This window comes from Thiohalocapsa sp., assembly GCF_022340605.1.
In the GTDB taxonomy this organism is placed as follows: Bacteria; Pseudomonadota; Gammaproteobacteria; order Chromatiales; family Chromatiaceae; genus Thiohalocapsa.
Genome location: NZ_JAJDNQ010000050.1, coordinates 1 through 18,915, shown reverse-complemented (window position 1 = coordinate 18,915; position 18,915 = coordinate 1). Strand labels below are relative to the sequence as shown.

The window sequence follows — 18,915 nt, the reverse complement described above, 5'->3', positions numbered from 1 at the left end:
GGTGCCGGTTGGCCTGGAGCAGCCGTCGTGGTGTCTTTCGGGCACCGGGCCAAGCGTTCCGCGCAGATGCCGAGCGTCGTGCAGCTGGCAGCGTTCTCGGCGGAGTCGAGGGCGATCTGCCTGTCGCGGCGTTTGGTGCGGGCTCACGCCTTGAGCTACCCGCCGGCCGATACTCGCGGTCAGCGCATCCTCCGGCTCGCCCGGCTTCGCAACTTGACGCGACCAGCGGACGCCGGGATGTTGAACCCCAGGCCGCCCGCGCCGCTGATCACCGGTCCTCGCTCAGCCCACAATGCACCCCACCACCCACGCCGCCGCCTTGCGCCAGTTGCGCCAGCAGCCCACCTGGAAGTTGCTGTCGGCGGAGAACGCGCCGGCGGTGATGGCGCTGATCCAGGCGCATCTGCTCGATGGTCCGCGGCGGCTGCCGGCGTCGCTGCTGGTGGAGCGCATCGGGCGCGACCTGGAGCGCTTCCGCGCCGAAGGTTTCGACCTGCCGCAGCCGGCCAGCGCCTATCTGGCGGACTGGCTCGCGGCGGGCTGGCTGGAGCGCGGCCTGTCGGCGGAGGGCGAGGAGGAATACGAGGCCAGCGCCGCGGCGGCGCAGGCGATTCGCTTCACCCGTGATCTCTCTGCGCAGCGCACCGTGGCCACCGAGAGCCGGCTTGGCCTGGTGATCGGCCAGCTCGTGCAGCTCGCCGAGGAGTCGGAGCCGGACCCGGAGGTCCGCGCGCGCCGGCTATTGCGCGAGCGCGAGCGCATCGACGAGCGCATCGCCGCGGTGCGCGCCGGGCGCCTGGAGCCGCTGCCGGCCGACCGCGCGCTGGAGCGGCTGCGCGAGATCCTTTCCCTGAGCGACGAGCTGGCCGGCGACTTTCGGCGCGTGCGCGACGACTTCCGCACCCTGAACCGGGAGCTGCGCGAGCGCATCGTCGACAACGACGGCAGCCGCGGCGACGTGCTCGACGCGGTCTTCGCCGACGTGGACCTGATCGCCGACAGCGACGCCGGCAAAACCTTCCGCGCCTTCTGGCGCCTGCTCACCGACCCGCAGCAGAGCGGCGAGTTGGAGGCGGCCCTGGAGGCGGTGCTGGACCGGGACTTCGCCGCGCGTCTCAGCCGGCGCGAGCGTCGCGACCTGTCCGGCCTCACCGGCACGCTGCTCGAGCGCGGCGGCGAGGTGCACGACGTGCTCTACCAGTTCGCCCGCGGCCTGAAGCAGTTCGTGCAAAGCCGCGAGTACCGGGAGCAGCGGCGCATGAGCACGCTGGTGAAGACCGCGCAGCGCCGCTCGCTGGCGGTGAAGGACCGGCTGCGCCCGCAGCAGTCCATTGGCCGGGACCTCATCCTGTCCAGCGCGTCGCTGCGCTCGGTGTCGCAGTTGCGCCTGCACGACCCGAGTCTGGATGCCGTGAACGCCGGCATCGCCGATGCGGCCGAATCGGTCATCGGCTTAGAGACCATCGCGGAGCTGGTGGCCCAGTCCGAGATCGATTTCCGCACGCTGGAAGAGCATATCGCCACGTTGCTCGCAGACCGAGGCCAGCTCACGGTCGCCGAGCTGCTGCGCGAGTTTCCTGCCGAACAGGGCCTCGGCACCGTCGTCGGCTACCTCGCACTCGGCGTGCGCGATGGCATCATTGTCGAGGGCACAGACCGGGTGAGCTGGCGTGGGCGCGACGGCATCGAACGCTCGGCGCGGATTCCGCGGATCTACTTCGTCGGCCACTCGGAGCATCGCGCCCGCTCCTCGGGCCGCGACGATCGGGTCGCCGAAGATGCGGGCGGGTGATGACGGATTGGGCCTTGATCATAACTCCGACCAAGCGCTCGCCCTGTAGGCGCGGCGTCCCCGCCGCGACCGGGCGCCCGTCGCGCCGAGAACGGCGCTCCCAGGGCGGTGGGCGGACTTATCATTAAGGCCCGGAATGGCGTCGGTCACAACCCCGACCAGAGCGGTGGCGCTGGCTCCCACGCTCCGGAGACTGTGAAAGCATTCGGTGTAGCAGCGGTTACAGGAGCAGCCCTTGTGGGAGCAGCACTCTCGGTGCCGCGACCGGCGCCGAAGCAGAGCACCCCGCGCCCGAGCAACTGCCAAGCGCCAGGCTGCTGCGCGGCCGTCATCGCGCCACAAAAGGCAGTGGCGCTCCCACGATATCCGCGCGCCCAGAGCAGCGGTTATGGGAGGTCGAGTTAGCGCAGCGTAACCCGACGATGGGCGTCGGTGTGCCGTTGATTGTCTGGTTACGCTATCGCTAACCCGACCTACGATCCGCTGGTTTTCGGCGTTGCGAGCAATACTTTCACGGTCTCTTTGCTTATCCACCCTACTTCGGCGACGTTTCAGTTGTTCTTGAAGCGTCGCTGAACATAGGCTTGCTCGTGTCCAAACTGGATGTTGATCAACGACAACGACAACGAGTGAAAACGCATTGATCGTTGGCCGCCGTTCGCTCCAAGAATCGAATGGAATGACGCGGTGTCGTCACTGCCGTTTGCGCGGCAGCGAAAGCCGCACGCCGTGTTGCCATCAATAAAGGTCCAGCGCTTTTGGCTACGGGACGTGGACTCTGCTGCGGCCCATCGAGACGGCGGCCGCACGAGCGGGCGTCAATTCCCTCCTATTTCGGTCTGGATTGAGCGTTCGGCGAGAACGCCGATCAACAATGATCGGCCGTCGCAGCCCCGCTCCATGCCACTCGATTGATAGATATCAAGAGATCAGGATATTCTGATGGAGGGCCTCCGGGGCTTTGTCTTAGCTTGTCGTGAGCATCTTCGCTCGCCGCAGTAGAAGAGCAAGACAACAGGTCCCGCGGCTATGGACCCGGGACCGTCACGACCACCCTGGAGGTCCTGCCATGGCCTGGAGTATTCCGCGCCTGTCCCGCCGTGCGTTCCTGAAAACCTCAGGTTATGGCGCCGCCGGGCTAACGCTCCTTTCCCCCATCTCGCACGCCCTTAGGGAGGCCGTGGCGGACGCGGGGGTGACCGAAGAGGTCAGCTACAGCATCTGCAACTTCTGCTCGTCGCTGTGCAACCTGAAGGTGACGAGCCACACCAAGGACGGCGACAAGCGCGTCGTCAAGCTCGACGGCAATCCGCACTCGACGCTGAACCGCGGCAAGATCTGCGCCCGCGGGCAGTCCGGTCTCCGCCAGACCTATGACACCGACCGGCTGAAGACGCCGCTGATCCGGGTCGAGGGCAGCAAGCGCGGCGAATATGCGTTCCGCGCCGCGAGCTGGGAGGAGGCCTACCAATACATCGCCGACAAGACCCAGGCCGCCGAGATCAAGCCCTGGGAATGGACCATGGTCGGCGGCTGGACCTCCTGCATCTTCTACATGAACTGGGCCGTCCCCTTCGCGATGGCCAACGAGATCCCGAACATCGTCGCCTCGCCGATGCAGCATTGCGTGACCACCGGCCATATCGGCACCGACCTGGTCACGGGCAACTTCAACATTCATGACGAGGTGCTGCCGGACTTCGACAACGCCAAGTACATCCTGTTCATGGGCAACAACGCCTCCATCGGCGGCGTCTCCACCTGCCGCATGGTGCGTTTTGCCCAGGGACGCAAGAAAGGCGCGAAGATCGTCTCGCTCGACCCGCGCCGCTCCGAGACCGCCGCCAAGGCCGACGAATGGTTCGCGATCCGCCCCGGCACCGACCTGGCCTTTCTGCTCGCGATGATGCGTATCCTGATGGACGAGGGCCTCTATGACGCCAACTTCCTGCGGCACCATACCAACATGCCCTTCCTGGCCTATCACGACGACGACGGCGAGCTGCGGCTGCTCACCGACGCCGACGGCCATCCGCAGGTGCTGGTGGAGGGCACCGGCGAGGTCCGACCGCTGAAGGCCTTCACCAACGACAACGGCAAGGACCTCGACGGCAACACCTTCACGCCGGCGCTGCTGAGTCCCGAGGCCTTCAGCCTGGACGGGCGCGCGGCGATGACCGTCTTCGAGGCCCAGCTTGGCGCGCTGTCCCCGTATACGCCGGAGTGGGCGGCCGACATCACCGGCATCCCGAGCCAGGACATCGCGCGCATCGCCCACGAGTTCGGCACCACCCGCCCCGCCATCATCGATCCGGGCTGGCATGGCGCGCGCTGGGGCAGCATCATGATGCAGCGCCGCGTACAGGCGATGATCCAGGCCCTGACCGGCGGACTCGATCGCACCGGCGGCTGGATGAACTCCGGCGAGGTGCACCACAAGGCCGCCCACATGTACGAGGCCATGGAGCACGGCTACGAGATGGGTTCGCCGCTGGCGACTTTGGCCGGCATGGCCTTCGCGAAGATGGTGATCGGCGCCCTCTCCAAGCCGGAGAATTTCTCGCACGGCCACCCCGGCTGGACCTGGGTCTGGAACGAGCAGGAAAAGGCGGCGGGCCGCTTCAATGTCGCCCTGCCGGTCATGACCGAGTCCGGGCTCAAGGAATCGGTCGAGGGGCGCGTCAAGCTCAACGACGAGCCCTATCTGACCCGCGCCTTCCTGATCAACGCATCCAACCCGGTGCGGCACTACTACCCGGACACGCGCTGGAAGGAGACCCTGTCGCACGACAACGTCGAGCTGGTCGTGATGCTCGAGGTCCTGCCCTCGGACACCGCCCCCTACGCGGACGTGATCCTGCCGAACACGACCTACCTGGAGCGCGACGAGCCGACCCTCTACGGCAACGGCGTCAACCACGACCTGGCGCTCACGACCCGCTACGCGGCGATTCCGCCGCTCTACGACACCGAGGAAACGAACGACATCCTGCTGCGCATGACCGAGATCGTCTCGGGCAACACCGACACGTATCACGAGTGGGTCGAGAAGCTGACCGGGCTGAAGGCCGAGCCCGTCAAGGCGGCGCTGGAGCGCAACCGCCAGACCATGAAGAAGGGCGCCTACCAGGCCGCGTGCCGCGAGGTGGCCTTCGCCCAGACCGCCGACCGCCTGGGCGTGACGCCGGAGCATATCGACGAGGTGCTGCGCACCAAGGGCATCTATCACGAGCATGAGCGCGAGCACATGCTGGATAAGTACGCGATGCCGTCGCAAATGCCGGTGCCGACCGAGAGCGGCCGCGTGGAGTTCTTCTCGACGCTGATGCGCCAGCTGCGCGACGGCGGACACGAGGAGCCGAACTTCAGCGTGCTCGCGACCTACATCCCGATCAAGCTGCGCTCGGGCTCCCCCGAGGAAATCGCCGCCCCGATGGCCAAGGACGAGTTCTACTTCACCTATGGCAAGACGCCGACCGTCTCGCATGCCTCGACCAACAACAACAACCCGGTCCTGGCCGCGATCAACGAGTTCAAGAGCGACGTCTACAAGGGGGTCTGGATCCATCCCGACCGGGCCGGCGCGCTCGGCATCGGCATGGGCGACGCCATCCATCTGACCAACACCCAGTCCGGGCAGCAGGCCGCGGGCCACGCCTACGTGACACGCCTGGTGCACCCGGACGTCATCTTCATCTACAGCTCGTTCGGGGTCGAGAACAAGGCACTGTCGCGCACCCACGGCGACGGCACCGCCACCAGCAAGCTCATCCCCTACCAGCTCGAGCCCGTGGTCGGCGGATTCCGCTCGCAGGAATTCACCATTCGCGTCGCCAAGGCTTGAGGGAGGATTGAACCATGACACATTTCGCGATGGTCATCGACCTCAATACCTGTGTCGGCTGCAATGCCTGCATGGCGGCCTGCGCAATGGAGAACCAGAGCCCGGTCTGGGACGCACGCAAATGGCGCACCTATGTGCATGACAAGGAGATCGGCCTGGGCTCGGACGTCAACCGCCGGTTCTTCCCGCGGCTGTGCAATCACTGCGACAACCCGCCCTGCATGACGGTCTGCCCGACCGGCGCGACGCAGAAGAAGGCCAACGGCATCGTCTTCGTCGATCAGGACCTCTGCATGGGCTGCCGTGCCTGCGCGATGGCCTGCCCCTACCATGCTCGGGTGGCGATCACCCACGCCGATATCCGCGAGGGCCGCGAGTTCTACGGCTCCGACTACCACCGCACCAGCGCGAGCATGGACAAGTGCTCGTTCTGCGACCACCGCGTGGAGGAGGGCCGCAAGCCGGCCTGCGTCGAGACCTGCGTCGGCTCGGCGCGCATGTTCGGCGATCTCGACGACCCGAACGACCCCGTGGCACAAATCGTCGCGAGCGGTGCGGCTCGGCCGCTGATGCCCCACATCGGGACCCGGCCGAATGTCTATTACATCGACGACATCAAGTGGAGGGGCTGAGCCATGGAAGTCAACATGACCTATGCCACCCAGGACATCTGGACCTGGTGGATCGCCATCTACCTGTATTTCGGCGGCCTGGGCGCCGCGACGCTGGCGGTGACCTTCCTGACCGACATGTACCTGAAGCCGCATCGCCACCTGGTCATTTGGGGCGCGGGTGCGGGCGTCGTGCTGCTGGCCCTTGGCTCGATGATGCTGTTCGGGCACCTGCTCGACAAGCCGGCCGTGTTGGCGGTGCTGAATCCGCTGATCCTGTTCCGCAAGCCGGACGCCTGGATCGCGTGGGGCACCCAATTCATCATCTGGATGATGGTGTGGGGCGTGCTCTACGCCCTGCCCTACGTGCGCGAGACCGAGTTCCCGCGCAAGGTGCCGCTCATCAAGGGCCTCATCGACCGCCCCTTCGTTGTCACCATCGCCAAGCTGGTCCAGCGCTTCCATCGCACCGTCGGCTGGTTGGCGGTCATCAACGGGGTTGGTGTCGCGGTCTATACCGGCCTGTTGCTGCAGTCGTTCCCGGCTGTCGCGCTCTGGCACAACCCGGCCGTGCCGCTGCTGTTCACCGTGTCGGCCTTCTCGACCGCCATGGCCTTCCTGCTGCTGCTGATGTACACGCTGATCAACGACCAGGCGGACGAGCACATCCGCGTCCTGTATGAGCGCATCGACCTGGTCCTCATCGCCGGCGAGCTGGTGCTGTTGTTCTCGCTCTACCAGTACCTGAAGAACGGCTCGGAGTCCGCGGTGCGCTCGCTGCAGCTGCTGTGGAACGACTACGGGTGGGTGATCGGCTTCATCGGCTTCGGGCTCATCGTGCCCTTCCTCCTGGAGCTCAAGGGTGTCACCAGGGGCTGGTCGACGCGTGTGCCGATTCTCACGGCCTCCGTCCTCGTCCTTGGCGGCGGCTATCTGCTCCGGCACTATTTCATGTACGCCGGTGTCTACGCCTATCCCTGGTAGAGCGAGAGGCGCGTGATGGGCACAGGCAGCGACACGACGCGGCTGGGAGCAGGCCAGGACGCCGCGCAGCTGCGCCTGCTCGCCGCCCTGCTCGCGATGCCGGAGGCGGAATCGCTCGACGCGCTGCGTGAGCTTGTGCCGCGGGCGCTTTGGATCGCCGAGGCGGTCGACGAGCTCGCGGCGCTGCCGCTGGATCGCTGGCAGGCTGAGCACACCCGGCTGTTCGTCAACGGCTATCCGAAGACGCCCTGCATCCCGTTCGAGTCTGCCTATCGACAGGGTCAGATGGGCGGCACCAGTGCCCAGGACCTTCGAGGTCTGTATCGCAAGGCCGGCCTACAGACCGAGGACATGCCGGCGGATTACCTGGGGACCGAGCTCGAGTTCGCCGCCTTTCTGGCCGACACTCGTCTGGCCGACGCTGGTCTGGCCGGCGTTGGGCACGGCGGTGACGACTGTCTGATCGAAGCCCTGCAAGCCGAGCTCTGGCGCGAGCACCTGGCACATTGGCTGCCGCGCTTCGCACAGGACCTGCGCGAGCACGCACGGCTGCTGCTCTACCGCCGGCTCGGCGAGCAGCTCGCCGGCCTGGCCCTGGCCCCGAACCTGCCCCATGCCCGCGAAGACTGATTCCGCCTGGCAGCTCTGCCCGCCGAAGCTGGCCAGGGACGAGGCCCTAGTGGCGGAAGTCGTCGCCGTCCACGAGGCGATCCTGAACGGACCGCTCGGCCAGGACCCGACGCTCAACCTGGCCCTGCCGATCGAGTCGCGCGCCCTGCGGCGCATCGAAGATTGGCGGGTATTGCTGCTCCTCACACCCTGGATGCTGGCCCGGCTTCTGTTTCCGGATCGATCGCCCGTACCGAGCCTCCCCGCCGGCTGGAGCGCCGAGGAACGCGCGGACGCCGACTACCTCGTGCTCGGTCCGAGGGTCGGCGTGGCGCTGCTCGGACAGCCGCAGCAGGCACATCTGAACCACCATCCGCGGCTGGGCCACTATCTCACCCAACCCATTTGCCTCGATATGCAGTCCTATCGGGATGCCGAGTCGGTCTTCGAGGATTGGAATCAGGTCATCCGCACCCGCGACGAGAACATGGAAAAGGCGCGCAGGGACTGTCCTCTGCAAAAAGAGATCTCCCGCCGCGAGCTCTTCCGCGGCCTGAGGAACGGCTAAAGCAACCCACCTGCCGACACGGCGCTGGAGCGCCGGAAGATGTGTGGCGACGCTGGAACGTCGTCACGGGCATATCCTCGGGTGCGAATATGAACCGGGCTCATGCAATGAGCCACTGGCCGGCACACACTGCTCCCCAACGTCTCTCCCAAACCGGCGCCGCCCTTGACGCTGCCGGCCGGCAGGGGGGATGGTGGAGCAATCGAGATGAGGCAGGTTGCATCATGGCGGATACGACGAGCACTGCACAGGAACGGATGCGCGCGGGTGGCGATGTTGTCTTTCGCGAGCCGCCTGACGGCGCGCCGACAGACGCCGGCGAGGCACCCAACGCCGCCGGACTCTACCCCGGCGACACCGGCCTGCTGCCGGAGGTGGCGCGGCGCGCGCTCGTGCAGCTCCTGTCCGGGCCTTCGCTGGAACAGCGCCGTCATCCGCGGCTGTGGCCGGTGCTGTTGCAGCACGAGACGGTTATCCGCTCGCGTCTGGCCGACCTCTTCCTGGAACTGATCCTGGACCCGGACCGCGGCATCGCCTTCAGCCGCCAGGCCGACACCGGCGAGCTGGAGACGCCGATCCTGCTGCGCCGCTCGCCGCTGACTTTCATTGACTCGGTGCTGCTGTTGTATCTGCGCCAGGTGTTGGTGGAGGCGGAGCTGCGCGGACAGCCGGCACTGGTGGACCGCGACGAGCTGGCCGAGCAGTTGCGACTGTACGAATCCGCCGACAACACCGACCGCGCCGGCTTCGAGAAGCGCATCAACAACGCCATTGAGAAGGCGAAGAAAAACAGCCTGCTCTCCGCGCTGAAGGGCAACGCGGACCGCTTCGAGGTGTCGGCGAGCCTGAAGCTGATCTTCGGCCCGGAAGAAGTCGAGCAGTTGACCGCAATCTATTCGGCGATGGCCGCCGAGCCTGGCCGGGAGGATGCGCAATGACCGACTGGAGCCATGCCGACACGCCTTTGGATGCTACCGGCGCCGCGAGCCAATCCGGCGACATGCTCGGCTGGACGCCCGGTGAGGACCCCGCCTGGACCGACTCCGACCGCCGCGAGCAATTCCGCCTCGCCAAGCTCAGCCTGTTCAACTGGGGCACCTTCGCCGGCCTGCACGAGGTGCCCATCGCGCCGGACGGGTTTCTGATCGTCGGCCGTTCCGGCTCCGGCAAGTCCACGCTGCTGGACGCCTACACGGCGCTGCTGATCCCGCCGCGCTGGACCAGCTTCAACGCCGCCGCCCGCGAGGGCGACCGCTCCCGCACCGACCGCAACTTGGTCACCTACGTGCGCGGCGCCTGGGCCGACCAGTCCAGCGCCGACACCGGTGAGATCGCCTCGCGCACCCTGCGCTCCGGCACCACCTGGTCGGCGCTGGCCGCGGAATATGCGGACGGCAGCGGGTCGGTCGTGACGCTGATCCAGGTGTTCTGGATCCGCGGCACCGGTAACGCGACGCAGGACCTGAAGCGTCACTACATGATCGCGGACCGGCCCTTCAACGTGCGCCGCGAGCTGGCCGGCTTCGCCGAGGACCTGGACCTGCGCGGCCTCAAGCGCGACTTGCCCGACCTCAGCCACTTCAGCGAGTACGCCCGCTACGGCGAGCGCCTGCGCCTTAAACTTCGCATCGACTCCGAGATGGCGCTGAAGCTGCTGCACAAGACCCAGTCGGCGAAGAACTTGGGCGACCTGAACACCTTCCTTCGGGAGTTCATGCTCGACCCACCCGGCACCTTCGCGGTCGCCGACCGCCTGGTGGAGGAGTTCGGCGAGCTGGACCAGGCCCACCGCGCCGTCGTCACCGCCCGCGAGCAGATCGAGGTGCTGGCCCCGGCGCGCGACGCCTGCGCCGCGCACACCGAAACCGGGCGGCAATTGCTGGACCTGGACCGCCAACTCAACGCCATCGACCCCTTTCTGAAGCAGCGCCGCCGCGAGCTGCTTGAGGCAGACCTCGCCCGGCTGGTAGCGGACGACCGCGCCCTGGCTGGCCGCGAGGCGACGCAGCAGGCCCGCGTCGACCAGGACTACGCTCAGCTCGACCGGCTCCAGGAGCGCCACCGGGCCCAAGGCGGCGGGCGCATCGAGCAACTGGAGCGCGACATCGATCACGCCGGGCGCGAGCGCGACCGCCGGCTCGGCAACCGCAACGCGGCCGAGCGCCTGTGTCGCAACCTGGAGTGGACCCTGCCCGACTCGCCCGAGACCCTGGCGGCGCTCACCGACCGCGCCCGCGACGTCGTCGAGCGCTGGCAGCAGCAACAGGAGCAGATGGAGCACGAGCGCGACGGCGTTCGGGATCAGCACAAGGCCGCCGTCGCCGAGCTGACCGACGCCGAGGCCGAGCTCACCGCCCTACTGCGCCAGCCGTCCAACATCCCGGCGCGCATGCTGGCGCTGCGCACGCAGATCGCGGAGAACCTCGGCCTGCCGGAAGAAGCCCTGCCCTTCGTCGGCGAGCTGGTACAGGTGAAGCCCGAGGCGGCCGACTGGCGCGGCGCCATCGAGCGCGTGCTGCACAACTTCGCGCTGTCGCTGATCGTGGATCAGCGCCACTACGCTGCCGTCTCCCGCTACATCAACGAGACCCATCTCGGTCAGCGCGTGGTCTATCACCGGGTCGAGCGCGATGCGCCGCGCACCACGGCGCGGCTCAGCCCGTCTTCGCTGGTGGCCAAGCTTGACCTCAAGGCGTCGCCCTACCGCGACTGGCTATTCGACGAGCTGAGCCGGCGCTTCGACTACCAGTGCGCGCCGAGCCTGCGCGCCTTCCAGGACGCCGAGCGCGCGGTCACCATCACCGGCCAGGTCAAGCACAACCGCGGCCGCCACGAGAAGGACGACCGCCACCGCATCGACGACCGCAGCCGCTGGGTGCTCGGCTTCGACAACCGCGACAAGCTGGAGCACTTCCGCGCGGTGGTGACGCGGCTGCAGGCCGAGCGCACCCGGCTCCAGCAGCAGCTCGAGGCGCTCGGCGCCCGCCGCGACCAGGGCGGCCAGCATGCGCTGTCCTGCCAGAGCCTGATGAACCTGCGCTGGGAAGACCTCGACGCCGCGAGCCAGCTCGACCTGATCGACGGCCTCCAGACCGAGCTGCGCCAACTGCGCGACGGCGACCGCGACCTGGCCGAGCTGGGCCGGCAGATCGAGGCCGCGAAGGTCGCGCTGCGCGATGCCGAGACGGCGCTGAGCCGGCTGCGCGGCCAGCGCGCCGACATCGAGCGTCGCCGCAACGACCACAACTTGGCACTGGCGGAGCTGGACCGGGACTTGGCCGATCAGCACGTCGAGCCGGCACCGCTGGCCGCGCTCACTGCCCGCTTCGAGGTCCCACAGGCACCTCTGACCTTGGCCAATCTCGACGCCCGCGCCCGCCAGGTGGAGCGCGAGCTGCACACCGAGCGCAGCGCCGCGGAGAACGAGCGCAACCGCCTCACGAGCCTGATCGAGCGCCAGCTCGGCGCGTTCAAGCGAAGCTGGCCTATGGCCGCCGGCGACCTGGACGAGACCCTGGCCTCGGCGCCCGAGTACCTGCGCCTTTTGACCGGCATCGAGCAAGACGGCCTGCCGCGCTTCGAGGAGCGCTTCGCCGCCCTGCTCAAGGACCAGAGCACCGAGAACCTCGCCGCGCTGAGCCGCCACGTGGACGAGGCCCGCCGCCAGATCCGCGAGCGCATGGCCCTGGTCAACGAGGGGCTCGCCGAGGCCGAGTTCAACACTGGCACGCATCTGCAGATCCAGGTCAGCGAGCGCCAGCTACCGGACGTGCTGGTATTCCGCGAGCAGGTGCGCGAGGTGCTGGAGCATGTCTGGACCACGGCGCTGGACGCCGCCGACGCCGAGGCCCGGTTCAAGACCCTGGCCGCCATCGTCGCGCGCCTCGCCGGTGAGGAGCCCGACGACAAGCGCTGGCGGGCGCAGGTGCTCGACGTGCGCCTGCACGTCGAGTTCATCGGCCGCGAGCTCGACGCCGACGGCCGCGAGTTGGAGGTCTACCGCTCCGGTGCCGGCAAGTCCGGCGGCCAGCGCGAGAAGCTCGCCACCACCTGCCTCGCCGCCGCCCTGCGCTACCAGCTCGGCGCCTCGGACAGAAGGGGCGACGGCGGCCTGCCGCTCTACGCCCCGGTCATCCTCGACGAGGCCTTCGGCAAGGCCGACAACGAGTTCACCGAGCTCGCCATGCGCATCTTCGAGCGCTTCGGCTTCCAGATGATCGTCGCCACGCCGCTCAAGTCCGTCATGACCCTCGAACCCTTCATCGGCGGCGCCTGCTTCATCGCCATCGAAGACCGCAAGCACTCGACGACGCTCCAGATCGAGTACGACCACGCCCGCAAGCGCCTCGCGTTGCCCGAGAGCCAGCGACAAGGGCAGCACCCACAACCTCCCGCGCCCGCCGCGACCTCGGACCTGACCTCCACCTGGTCCGTCGCCAAAGGGCCTGCTCTGGCCCCGCCAAGGGACCAATCAAGAACACCTGCGACGCGGGGATTCCAGGCTGAATCGGCGACGAGACCGTGAACCTATTCGGTGTAGGTCAGGTTAGCGATAGCGTAAATAACGTAACCCGACGACCAACGGCTTGCCGACGCCCATCGTCGGGTTACGCTGCGCTAACCCCACCACGATCCGCTGTTGGGGGGCCGAGCCTGCCCGCCGGGCTGATTGCCGGGCCGCCCCGGACCCGTAGCGGGCTCGAATGACCTGTCCGTCGGCTCGTCTCTCATTTGACGCCGCCCGGCAAACGGCAAACCGTGTTCCACGGAATCCTCGACGAGCCGCTCCGACGTAGGATGGGCAAAGCGAAGCGTGACCATCGATCAGCCGGCCGACTGGCCGATGGCGCCGATTCCGATGGCTGCTCCGCCCCTGCCAGCATTGGCAATTTGAAGTCAGCTAACCCGATGACCGACTCACGCCGCCTCGATCCCGGCGCCGTCGCCGCGCTGCTGCGCCGGCGCTGGAACGGCCAGCATCGCCGCTGGCTCGACGGCGATGGCAGCTGGCCGCTGACCATCCTGCTGCACGCGCCCACCGAGCGCGAGACCGCGCGGGACCTCGCCGGCGTCCGCGACTGGATCGAGCGCTGGGCCGCGGCGACGGCCGATGCCGGGCGCCCCGGCGAGCTCATCTGGACCGAGCGCCAATGGCCCGGCCTCGGCCGGCAGCGGCTGCCGGAGCGTTTGCTGCTGGCCGGGCCCGCGCAGGTCGCGGCCTGGGTCCATGAGCAGGCTCGTTGGGCGCTCGCGTGCGAGCGCGCCGCGTCCGTTCGCAGGCTCTTGGTGCCGGCGACGGGGCTGGCTGGGACTGTAAGGTCCGCTTCGCGGACCGTTCACCGTGCGCCGGGCCGGGACGAGCACCTTGCAGACACCGACGCCCCAGCACGAGCCGAACGGTCCGCGGAGCGGACCCCACGGCGCCACGATGCAGCAGATCCCGATGCGCCTGGCTCCTCCGCTCCAGCGGGGGAGCAAGAGCAGACGCTCCGCGTCCCGAGCCCCGACCCCGCGCTCTGCGACGATCGCGACAGAGCCGCGTCGCCTGATCAGCCGCCCCAGCTCGGGCGTCATTTCAGCTGGCTCGCCGAGGCACCGCCCGCCGATTTCGAGCGCCTGCTGGCTGTGCTGCGCTGGCTCATCGATCACGCCGACTCCGGCCTCTACATCCGCCAGCTCCCGATTCCCGGCATCGACACCAAGTGGGTAGGCGCCAACCGCGGCCGGCTCGTGGACCTGCTCGCCCAGCACCAGCGGCGGCAAGCCGGGGCGGGAGCCTCGCGCGAAACCGACCTGCATCGCCTCGCCGGCCTGCGCCGCGAGCCCGATCTGATGCGCCTGCGCATCCTCGATCCGGCGCTCCGCGCCGCCACCGGCGGCCTCGGGGACATCACCGCGCCCATCGAGCAGATTGCCGCGCTGCCGCTCCAGCCGGCCCGGGTCTTCATCGTCGAGAACCTTCAAACCGGCCTCGCCTTCGACGACCTCCCCGGCGCCGTCTGCTGTATGGCCCGCGGCTACGCGGTGGATGCCTTCGCTGCCATCCCCTGGCTGCGCGATCGCCCCGTCCACTACTGGGGCGACCTCGACACTCACGGCTTCGCCATCCTCAACCGCCTGCGCCAATATCTGCCCGACGCTCGCTCGCTGCTGATGGACGCCGACACCCTGCTGCGCCACCGCGACCTCTGGCAGCGCGAGGACAAGCCCGCCGCCGGGCCACTGGAGCACCTCACGGCCGCGGAGCATGCCGTTTTCGAGAGCCTGCTCACCGACCGCTGGGGCGAGCGCGTGCGGCTGGAGCAGGAGCGGATCGACTGGGACCACGCGTGGCAGCAGGTCCGTTCGGCAGGGGATTGATCCGGACCCGAGAGCCGCAGACATCCGAGCCGCAACCGCGCGCTCGGGCGTGTCCGTGTTCAAGGACAAAGAGGTCGGCCGCAACGACCCTTGCCCCTGCGGCAGCGGCAGGAAGTACAAGAAGTGCTGCATGAATTGAGCTCTTTGTCGGGTTACGCTATCGCTAACCCGATCTACGATCTTCCTGCGGCGCGGCACTCGTAGGATGGGCAAAGCGAAGCCTGCCCATCTTTTGGGTTTGCCCGGTTGCTTCCCCCACGGAGACATGGCCTATGACCCAACCCGCCCTGAAGATCGGCCAATTCACCTACGGCGACTACCGCCGCTGGCCCGAGGAGGAGCGCTGGGAGCTCATCGACGGCGAGGCCTGGGATATGTCCCCGGCGCCTACGCGAGCGCACCAGCAGATGGTCGTGGAGCTGACCCGCCAGATCGGCAACTTTCTGCTCGGCAAGCCCTGCGAGGTCTACGCGGCGCCCTTCGACGTGCGCCTGCCGCGGGCGGACGAGGCCGACGACCGGGTGGAGAGCGTTGTGCAGCCGGACGTTGCGGTGATCTGCGACTCGTCCAAGCTGGACGACGCCGGCTGCCGCGGGGCGCCGGACTGGATCATCGAGGTGCTGTCCAGGCGCACCGCGGTGAAGGACCACACCGTGAAGCGCGACCTCTACGAGCGCCACGGCGTGCAGGAGTACTGGCTCGTGCACCCGACGGACCGGGTGCTGACCATCTACCGGCTGGTGGACGGTGCCTACGGCAAGCCTGACGTGCAGGCGCTGACGGGAGAGACGCCGGTGCGCGTGATCGATGGCCTCGGCATCCAGTGGGGAGAAGACCCCGACGCGGATGTGACCTTGGAGACCGGGGAGGCCGCGGGCGGCTGAGCGCGAGCGCCGTAGGATGGGCAAAGCGCAGCGTGCCCATCTCTTGAGCTTCGCCGGCGCCGTCGAGCATCGATTCGCGCACCCATGTGGGAGCGCCGTCTTCGGCGCGACGGGCATGCGGTCGCCGCGGGGAAGCCGCTCCCACGAGCGCAGCGACCAGCCCGAATGATGCTCCTAGTAAAGAGCAGTTGACCGCTTCCAAGCGCATCGATGCAGTGGGCGACCGCACCATCCTGTTGATCAACTGCTTGTGACCGGCGCGGCCAACCCGCGGCGGAGCCGCGCCGACCGGTATTCGGCGGGTGGCTCCTCTACGGCCCAGCGGATGGCCGCCGCGGTGGCTTTGCCGATACCCGCGACCGTGGTGAGCTTCTCGGCGGATGCGGTGATCACGGCCTCGACGCTGCCGAAGCGTTCGATGAGGTGCCGGGCGCGGCTCGCGCCAATGCCGGGCAGCCCTTGCAGGATGTGGCTCTGCAGCCGTTCTTTGCCGCGTGGGCGGCGGCCGTGGCGGGGCGGCGCACCGCTGGCCCAGGCGCGGCGCTGGCGCGCCGCGAGCAGGATCAGGGCGGCGGTTTCGTCGGCGTCGGCGGCGCGCAGCAGCGGCAGGCCCATCTGCACCGTCAGCATGGCCAGCGCGCCTTGGATGGCTTCGCGGCGCATATGGCTGGCGGCCAGATCGCGGCCGCGGCCCTCGAGGATGATAGCGGCCTGAAGCGGCTCGTTCAGCAGCCGCAAAGCCTGGCCGAAGAGGCGTCCGTCCTTGATGGACTGGGCCAGGTCCGGGAGCGTCTTGCGCTCGAACAGCAGCAACTCGTCGACGCGATAGTCGCCGATGGGCAGGCGCTCCACGCGGAGCTCGACGTGCGGATGGCGTTGTAGGGCGGCAGAGACGGCGGCCGCGGGCTCGCGGTCGTCGACAACGATGCGAACGCGTGGTCGCGGGGCGGTTCCGGGCGTGGATGCTGCGACTTCGGTGGTGGGCTCGGGCAAGGCAGTCGTCCTCCTGTGGCCGCGAGGCTCAGGCCGGCTCGCACCGCCGGCAGGGCCTACCGCAACACCTGCGCGATGCTTTGCTCGGTCAGGATGCGGCCGGGCCAGCCGGCCCGCGGCGTCGAATCTAACTGCGCTGGCAAGCATACACGAAAAGTGTCTCTATCGCCGCCGCACCGGTACAAACCCCAACGCGAATCGACCCCTTCGATGGGCTCATCAATGGATTTCGGTGCGCGCGCGGCGCCGTTCTTGTACGCTTGGCGGCTAACGCGGCCGGCGCTGCAACGTGCTCCCCGCACCTTGCGGGCGCCGACGCCGGCGCTCCGTTCCAGTCCTGCGCGCCGCAGTCTCACGCATCGGATCACCCGCCCATGCCAGAGCGCAGCATTCCCGACAGCACCGACACCGAGCGCTGGCTCATCGAATGCTTATACGAGCCCGGCAAGCAGGTGGGCACTGGCGTGCACGCGTATGACGACCTCGCCGAGTGCGCCGTGTCGCTGCTCCAGGCGCAGGCCGACCACGTCGCGCAGGACCGCAGCGACCTGCCCCAGTCCAAGCAACGGATTAGCAACTGATCCATCCCGGCGCCGCGCCGCCCCCTGCCGGCAATCCGCCGGGGGTGTTCCGGGGCGGCATCGGGTTCCACTCAACGACCGCTTCGACGAATAACACGAGAGGGGACAGCCATGACCGCGAAGAACGCCTTCTACGCCCAGTCCGGCGGTGTGACGGCCGTGATCAACGCCTCTGCCTGCGGCGTCATCGAGACCGCCCGGCAGCACACCGACAAGATCGCCAACGTCTACGCCGGCCGCAACGGCATCATCGGTGCACTCACCGAGGACCTCATCGACACCAGCCAGGAGTCCGCCGAGAACATCGCCGCGCTCCGGCACACGCCGTCCGGCGGCTTCGGCTCCTGCCGCTACAAGCTGAAGAGCCTGGAGGCCAACCAGCGCGAGTACGAGCGCCTGATCGAGGTGTTCAAGGCCCACGACATCGGCTACTTCTTCTACAACGGCGGCGGCGACTCCGCCGACACCTGCTACAAGGTGAGCCAGCTGTCGGAGAAGATGGGCTACCCGGTGCAGGCTGTCCACGTGCCCAAGACCGTGGACAACGATCTGCCCATTACCGACAACTGCCCGGGCTTCGGCTCCGTGGCCAAGTACATCGCCACCTCCACGCTGGAGGCGAGCTTCGACGTGCGCTCCATGTGCGCCACCTCCACCAAGCTCTTCGTGCTCGAGGTCATGGGCCGCCATGCCGGCTGGATCGCCGCCGCTGGCGCGCTGGTGGCGGACCAGGGCATCCCGGTGCTGACCCTGTTCCCGGAGGTCGAATTCGACCAGGACAAGTTCATGGCCGCCGTCAAGGCCAAGGTGGAGGAGCACGGCTACTGCAGCGTCGTCGTCTCCGAGGGCTGCCACTGGCCGGACGGGCGCTTCCTGGCCGAGCAGGGCACCCGCGACGCCTTCGGCCATGCGCAGCTCGGCGGTGCCGCGCCAGTGGTGGCCAACATGGTCAAGGAGGCGCTGGGCTACAAGTTCCACTGGGCGGTGGCGGATTATCTCCAGCGCGCCGCGCGCCACCTCGCGTCCAAGTCCGACGTGGAGCAGGCCTACGCGCTGGGCAAGGCCGCGGTGGAGTACGCGCTCCAGGGCCACAACGCCATCATGCCCACCGTGGTGCGCAAGTCCTCCGACCCCTACGTCTGGGAGATCGGCGAGGCGCCGCTGTCCGAGGTGGCCAACGTCGAGAAGTTCATGCCCCGGGACTTCATCAGCGAGGACGGCTACGGCATCACCGACAAGTGCCGCGAGTACCTGTACCCGCTGATCTCCGGCGAGGATTACCCGCCCTACGAGAACGGCCTGCCCAAGTACGTGACGCTGGAAAACGCCGCGGTGCCGAAGAAGCTCGGGCCGTTCGAGGTCTGACGCAGGCGGCGTCGGCTTGTGGGAGCGGCACTCTTGGTGCCGCGACCCGCGGCAAGGCAGCACACAACGCCTTGGGGAGCGTAGGTCGGGTTAACGATAGCGTAACCCGACAATCAAGGGCTTACGGGCGCCCATCGTCGGATTACGCTGCGCTAACCCAACCTGCACCGAATACTTTCACAGTCTCAATAACGTGCCCACCAGGGGCTGACGCCAATCGCCTGAAAGATGGGCACGCTCCGCTTTGCCCATCCTACGCCGAGATCCGCTCCGAGCGGTGATTGTGGCTCAGCGGTCGGGCCGCCGAAGAATCGGAGCGTTAGC

Annotated in this window: 14 protein-coding genes; 13 read left to right on the top strand and 1 reads right to left on the bottom strand. The window is 68.0% G+C overall.

Annotated elements, in window-relative coordinates; all coding sequences use genetic code 11:
* The first annotated feature begins 292 nt into the window (after window positions 1-292).
* The 11 genes from LJE69_RS06410 (at window position 293) to LJE69_RS06360 (ending at window position 15,652) form a co-directional block, all read left to right on the top strand.
* On the top strand, window positions 293-1,792 hold the full coding sequence (locus tag LJE69_RS06410; RefSeq protein WP_296922846.1) for a DUF3375 domain-containing protein: 1,500 nt from the start codon (window positions 293-295) through the stop codon (window positions 1,790-1,792).
* 1,069 nt (window positions 1,793-2,861) lie between these two features.
* Window positions 2,862-5,636: a molybdopterin-dependent oxidoreductase gene (locus LJE69_RS06405; protein WP_296922843.1), complete on the top strand. Its 2,775-nt coding sequence runs from the start codon at window positions 2,862-2,864 to the stop codon at window positions 5,634-5,636.
* A gap of 14 nt (window positions 5,637-5,650) precedes the next feature.
* Window positions 5,651-6,268 (top strand): 4Fe-4S dicluster domain-containing protein, encoded by a 618-nt coding sequence (locus LJE69_RS06400; protein ID WP_296922841.1) that lies wholly within the window; start codon window positions 5,651-5,653, stop codon window positions 6,266-6,268.
* 3 nt (window positions 6,269-6,271) lie between these two features.
* Window positions 6,272-7,231: an NrfD/PsrC family molybdoenzyme membrane anchor subunit gene (nrfD, locus tag LJE69_RS06395; protein WP_296922838.1), complete on the top strand. Its 960-nt coding sequence runs from the start codon at window positions 6,272-6,274 to the stop codon at window positions 7,229-7,231.
* A 15-nt stretch (window positions 7,232-7,246) separates the two neighbouring features.
* Window positions 7,247-7,861 carry a molecular chaperone gene (locus LJE69_RS06390; RefSeq protein ID WP_296922835.1) on the top strand — a complete coding sequence of 205 codons (615 nt, stop codon included), beginning with the start codon at window positions 7,247-7,249 and terminating at the stop codon, window positions 7,859-7,861.
* A complete protein-coding gene (hybE, locus tag LJE69_RS06385) occupies window positions 7,845-8,408 on the top strand; it encodes a [NiFe]-hydrogenase assembly chaperone HybE (protein WP_296922834.1) in 564 nt (187 codons plus the stop codon). The genes LJE69_RS06390 and hybE overlap by 17 nt, the downstream gene beginning before the upstream one ends.
* 224 nt (window positions 8,409-8,632) lie before the next feature.
* Window positions 8,633-9,346 (top strand): DUF4194 domain-containing protein, encoded by a 714-nt coding sequence (locus LJE69_RS06380; RefSeq protein WP_296922831.1) that lies wholly within the window; start codon window positions 8,633-8,635, stop codon window positions 9,344-9,346.
* A complete protein-coding gene (locus LJE69_RS06375) occupies window positions 9,343-12,933 on the top strand; it encodes an ATP-binding protein (RefSeq protein WP_296922829.1) in 3,591 nt (1,196 codons plus the stop codon). Before LJE69_RS06380 ends, LJE69_RS06375 begins: the two co-directional genes overlap by 4 nt.
* A 383-nt stretch (window positions 12,934-13,316) precedes the next feature.
* On the top strand, window positions 13,317-14,768 hold the full coding sequence (locus LJE69_RS06370) for a DUF3322 and DUF2220 domain-containing protein (protein WP_296922827.1): 1,452 nt from the start codon (window positions 13,317-13,319) through the stop codon (window positions 14,766-14,768).
* Complete coding sequence (locus LJE69_RS06365; protein WP_296922824.1) at window positions 14,656-14,907, top strand: SEC-C metal-binding domain-containing protein; 252 nt, start codon at window positions 14,656-14,658, stop codon at window positions 14,905-14,907. Before LJE69_RS06370 ends, LJE69_RS06365 begins: the two co-directional genes overlap by 113 nt.
* 133 nt (window positions 14,908-15,040) lie before the next feature.
* Complete coding sequence (locus tag LJE69_RS06360) at window positions 15,041-15,652, top strand: Uma2 family endonuclease (RefSeq protein WP_296922821.1); 612 nt, start codon at window positions 15,041-15,043, stop codon at window positions 15,650-15,652.
* 240 nt (window positions 15,653-15,892) lie between these two features.
* On the opposite strand, the gene LJE69_RS06355 is transcribed toward LJE69_RS06360, so the two are convergent.
* Complete coding sequence (locus LJE69_RS06355; protein WP_296922818.1) at window positions 15,893-16,645, bottom strand: ERCC4 domain-containing protein; 753 nt, start codon at window positions 16,643-16,645, stop codon at window positions 15,893-15,895.
* Window positions 16,646-17,019: 374 nt separating this feature from the next.
* On the opposite strand from LJE69_RS06355, the gene LJE69_RS06350 reads away from it, so the two are divergent.
* Both LJE69_RS06350 and LJE69_RS06345 read left to right on the top strand, forming a co-directional pair.
* Window positions 17,020-17,226 (top strand): hypothetical protein, encoded by a 207-nt coding sequence (locus LJE69_RS06350; RefSeq protein ID WP_296922816.1) that lies wholly within the window; start codon window positions 17,020-17,022, stop codon window positions 17,224-17,226.
* Between the two features lie 111 nt (window positions 17,227-17,337).
* Entirely contained in the window at window positions 17,338-18,591 is a 1,254-nt protein-coding gene (locus LJE69_RS06345; protein ID WP_296922813.1) for a 6-phosphofructokinase, read from the top strand.
* The last annotated feature ends 324 nt before the right edge of the window (window positions 18,592-18,915 follow it).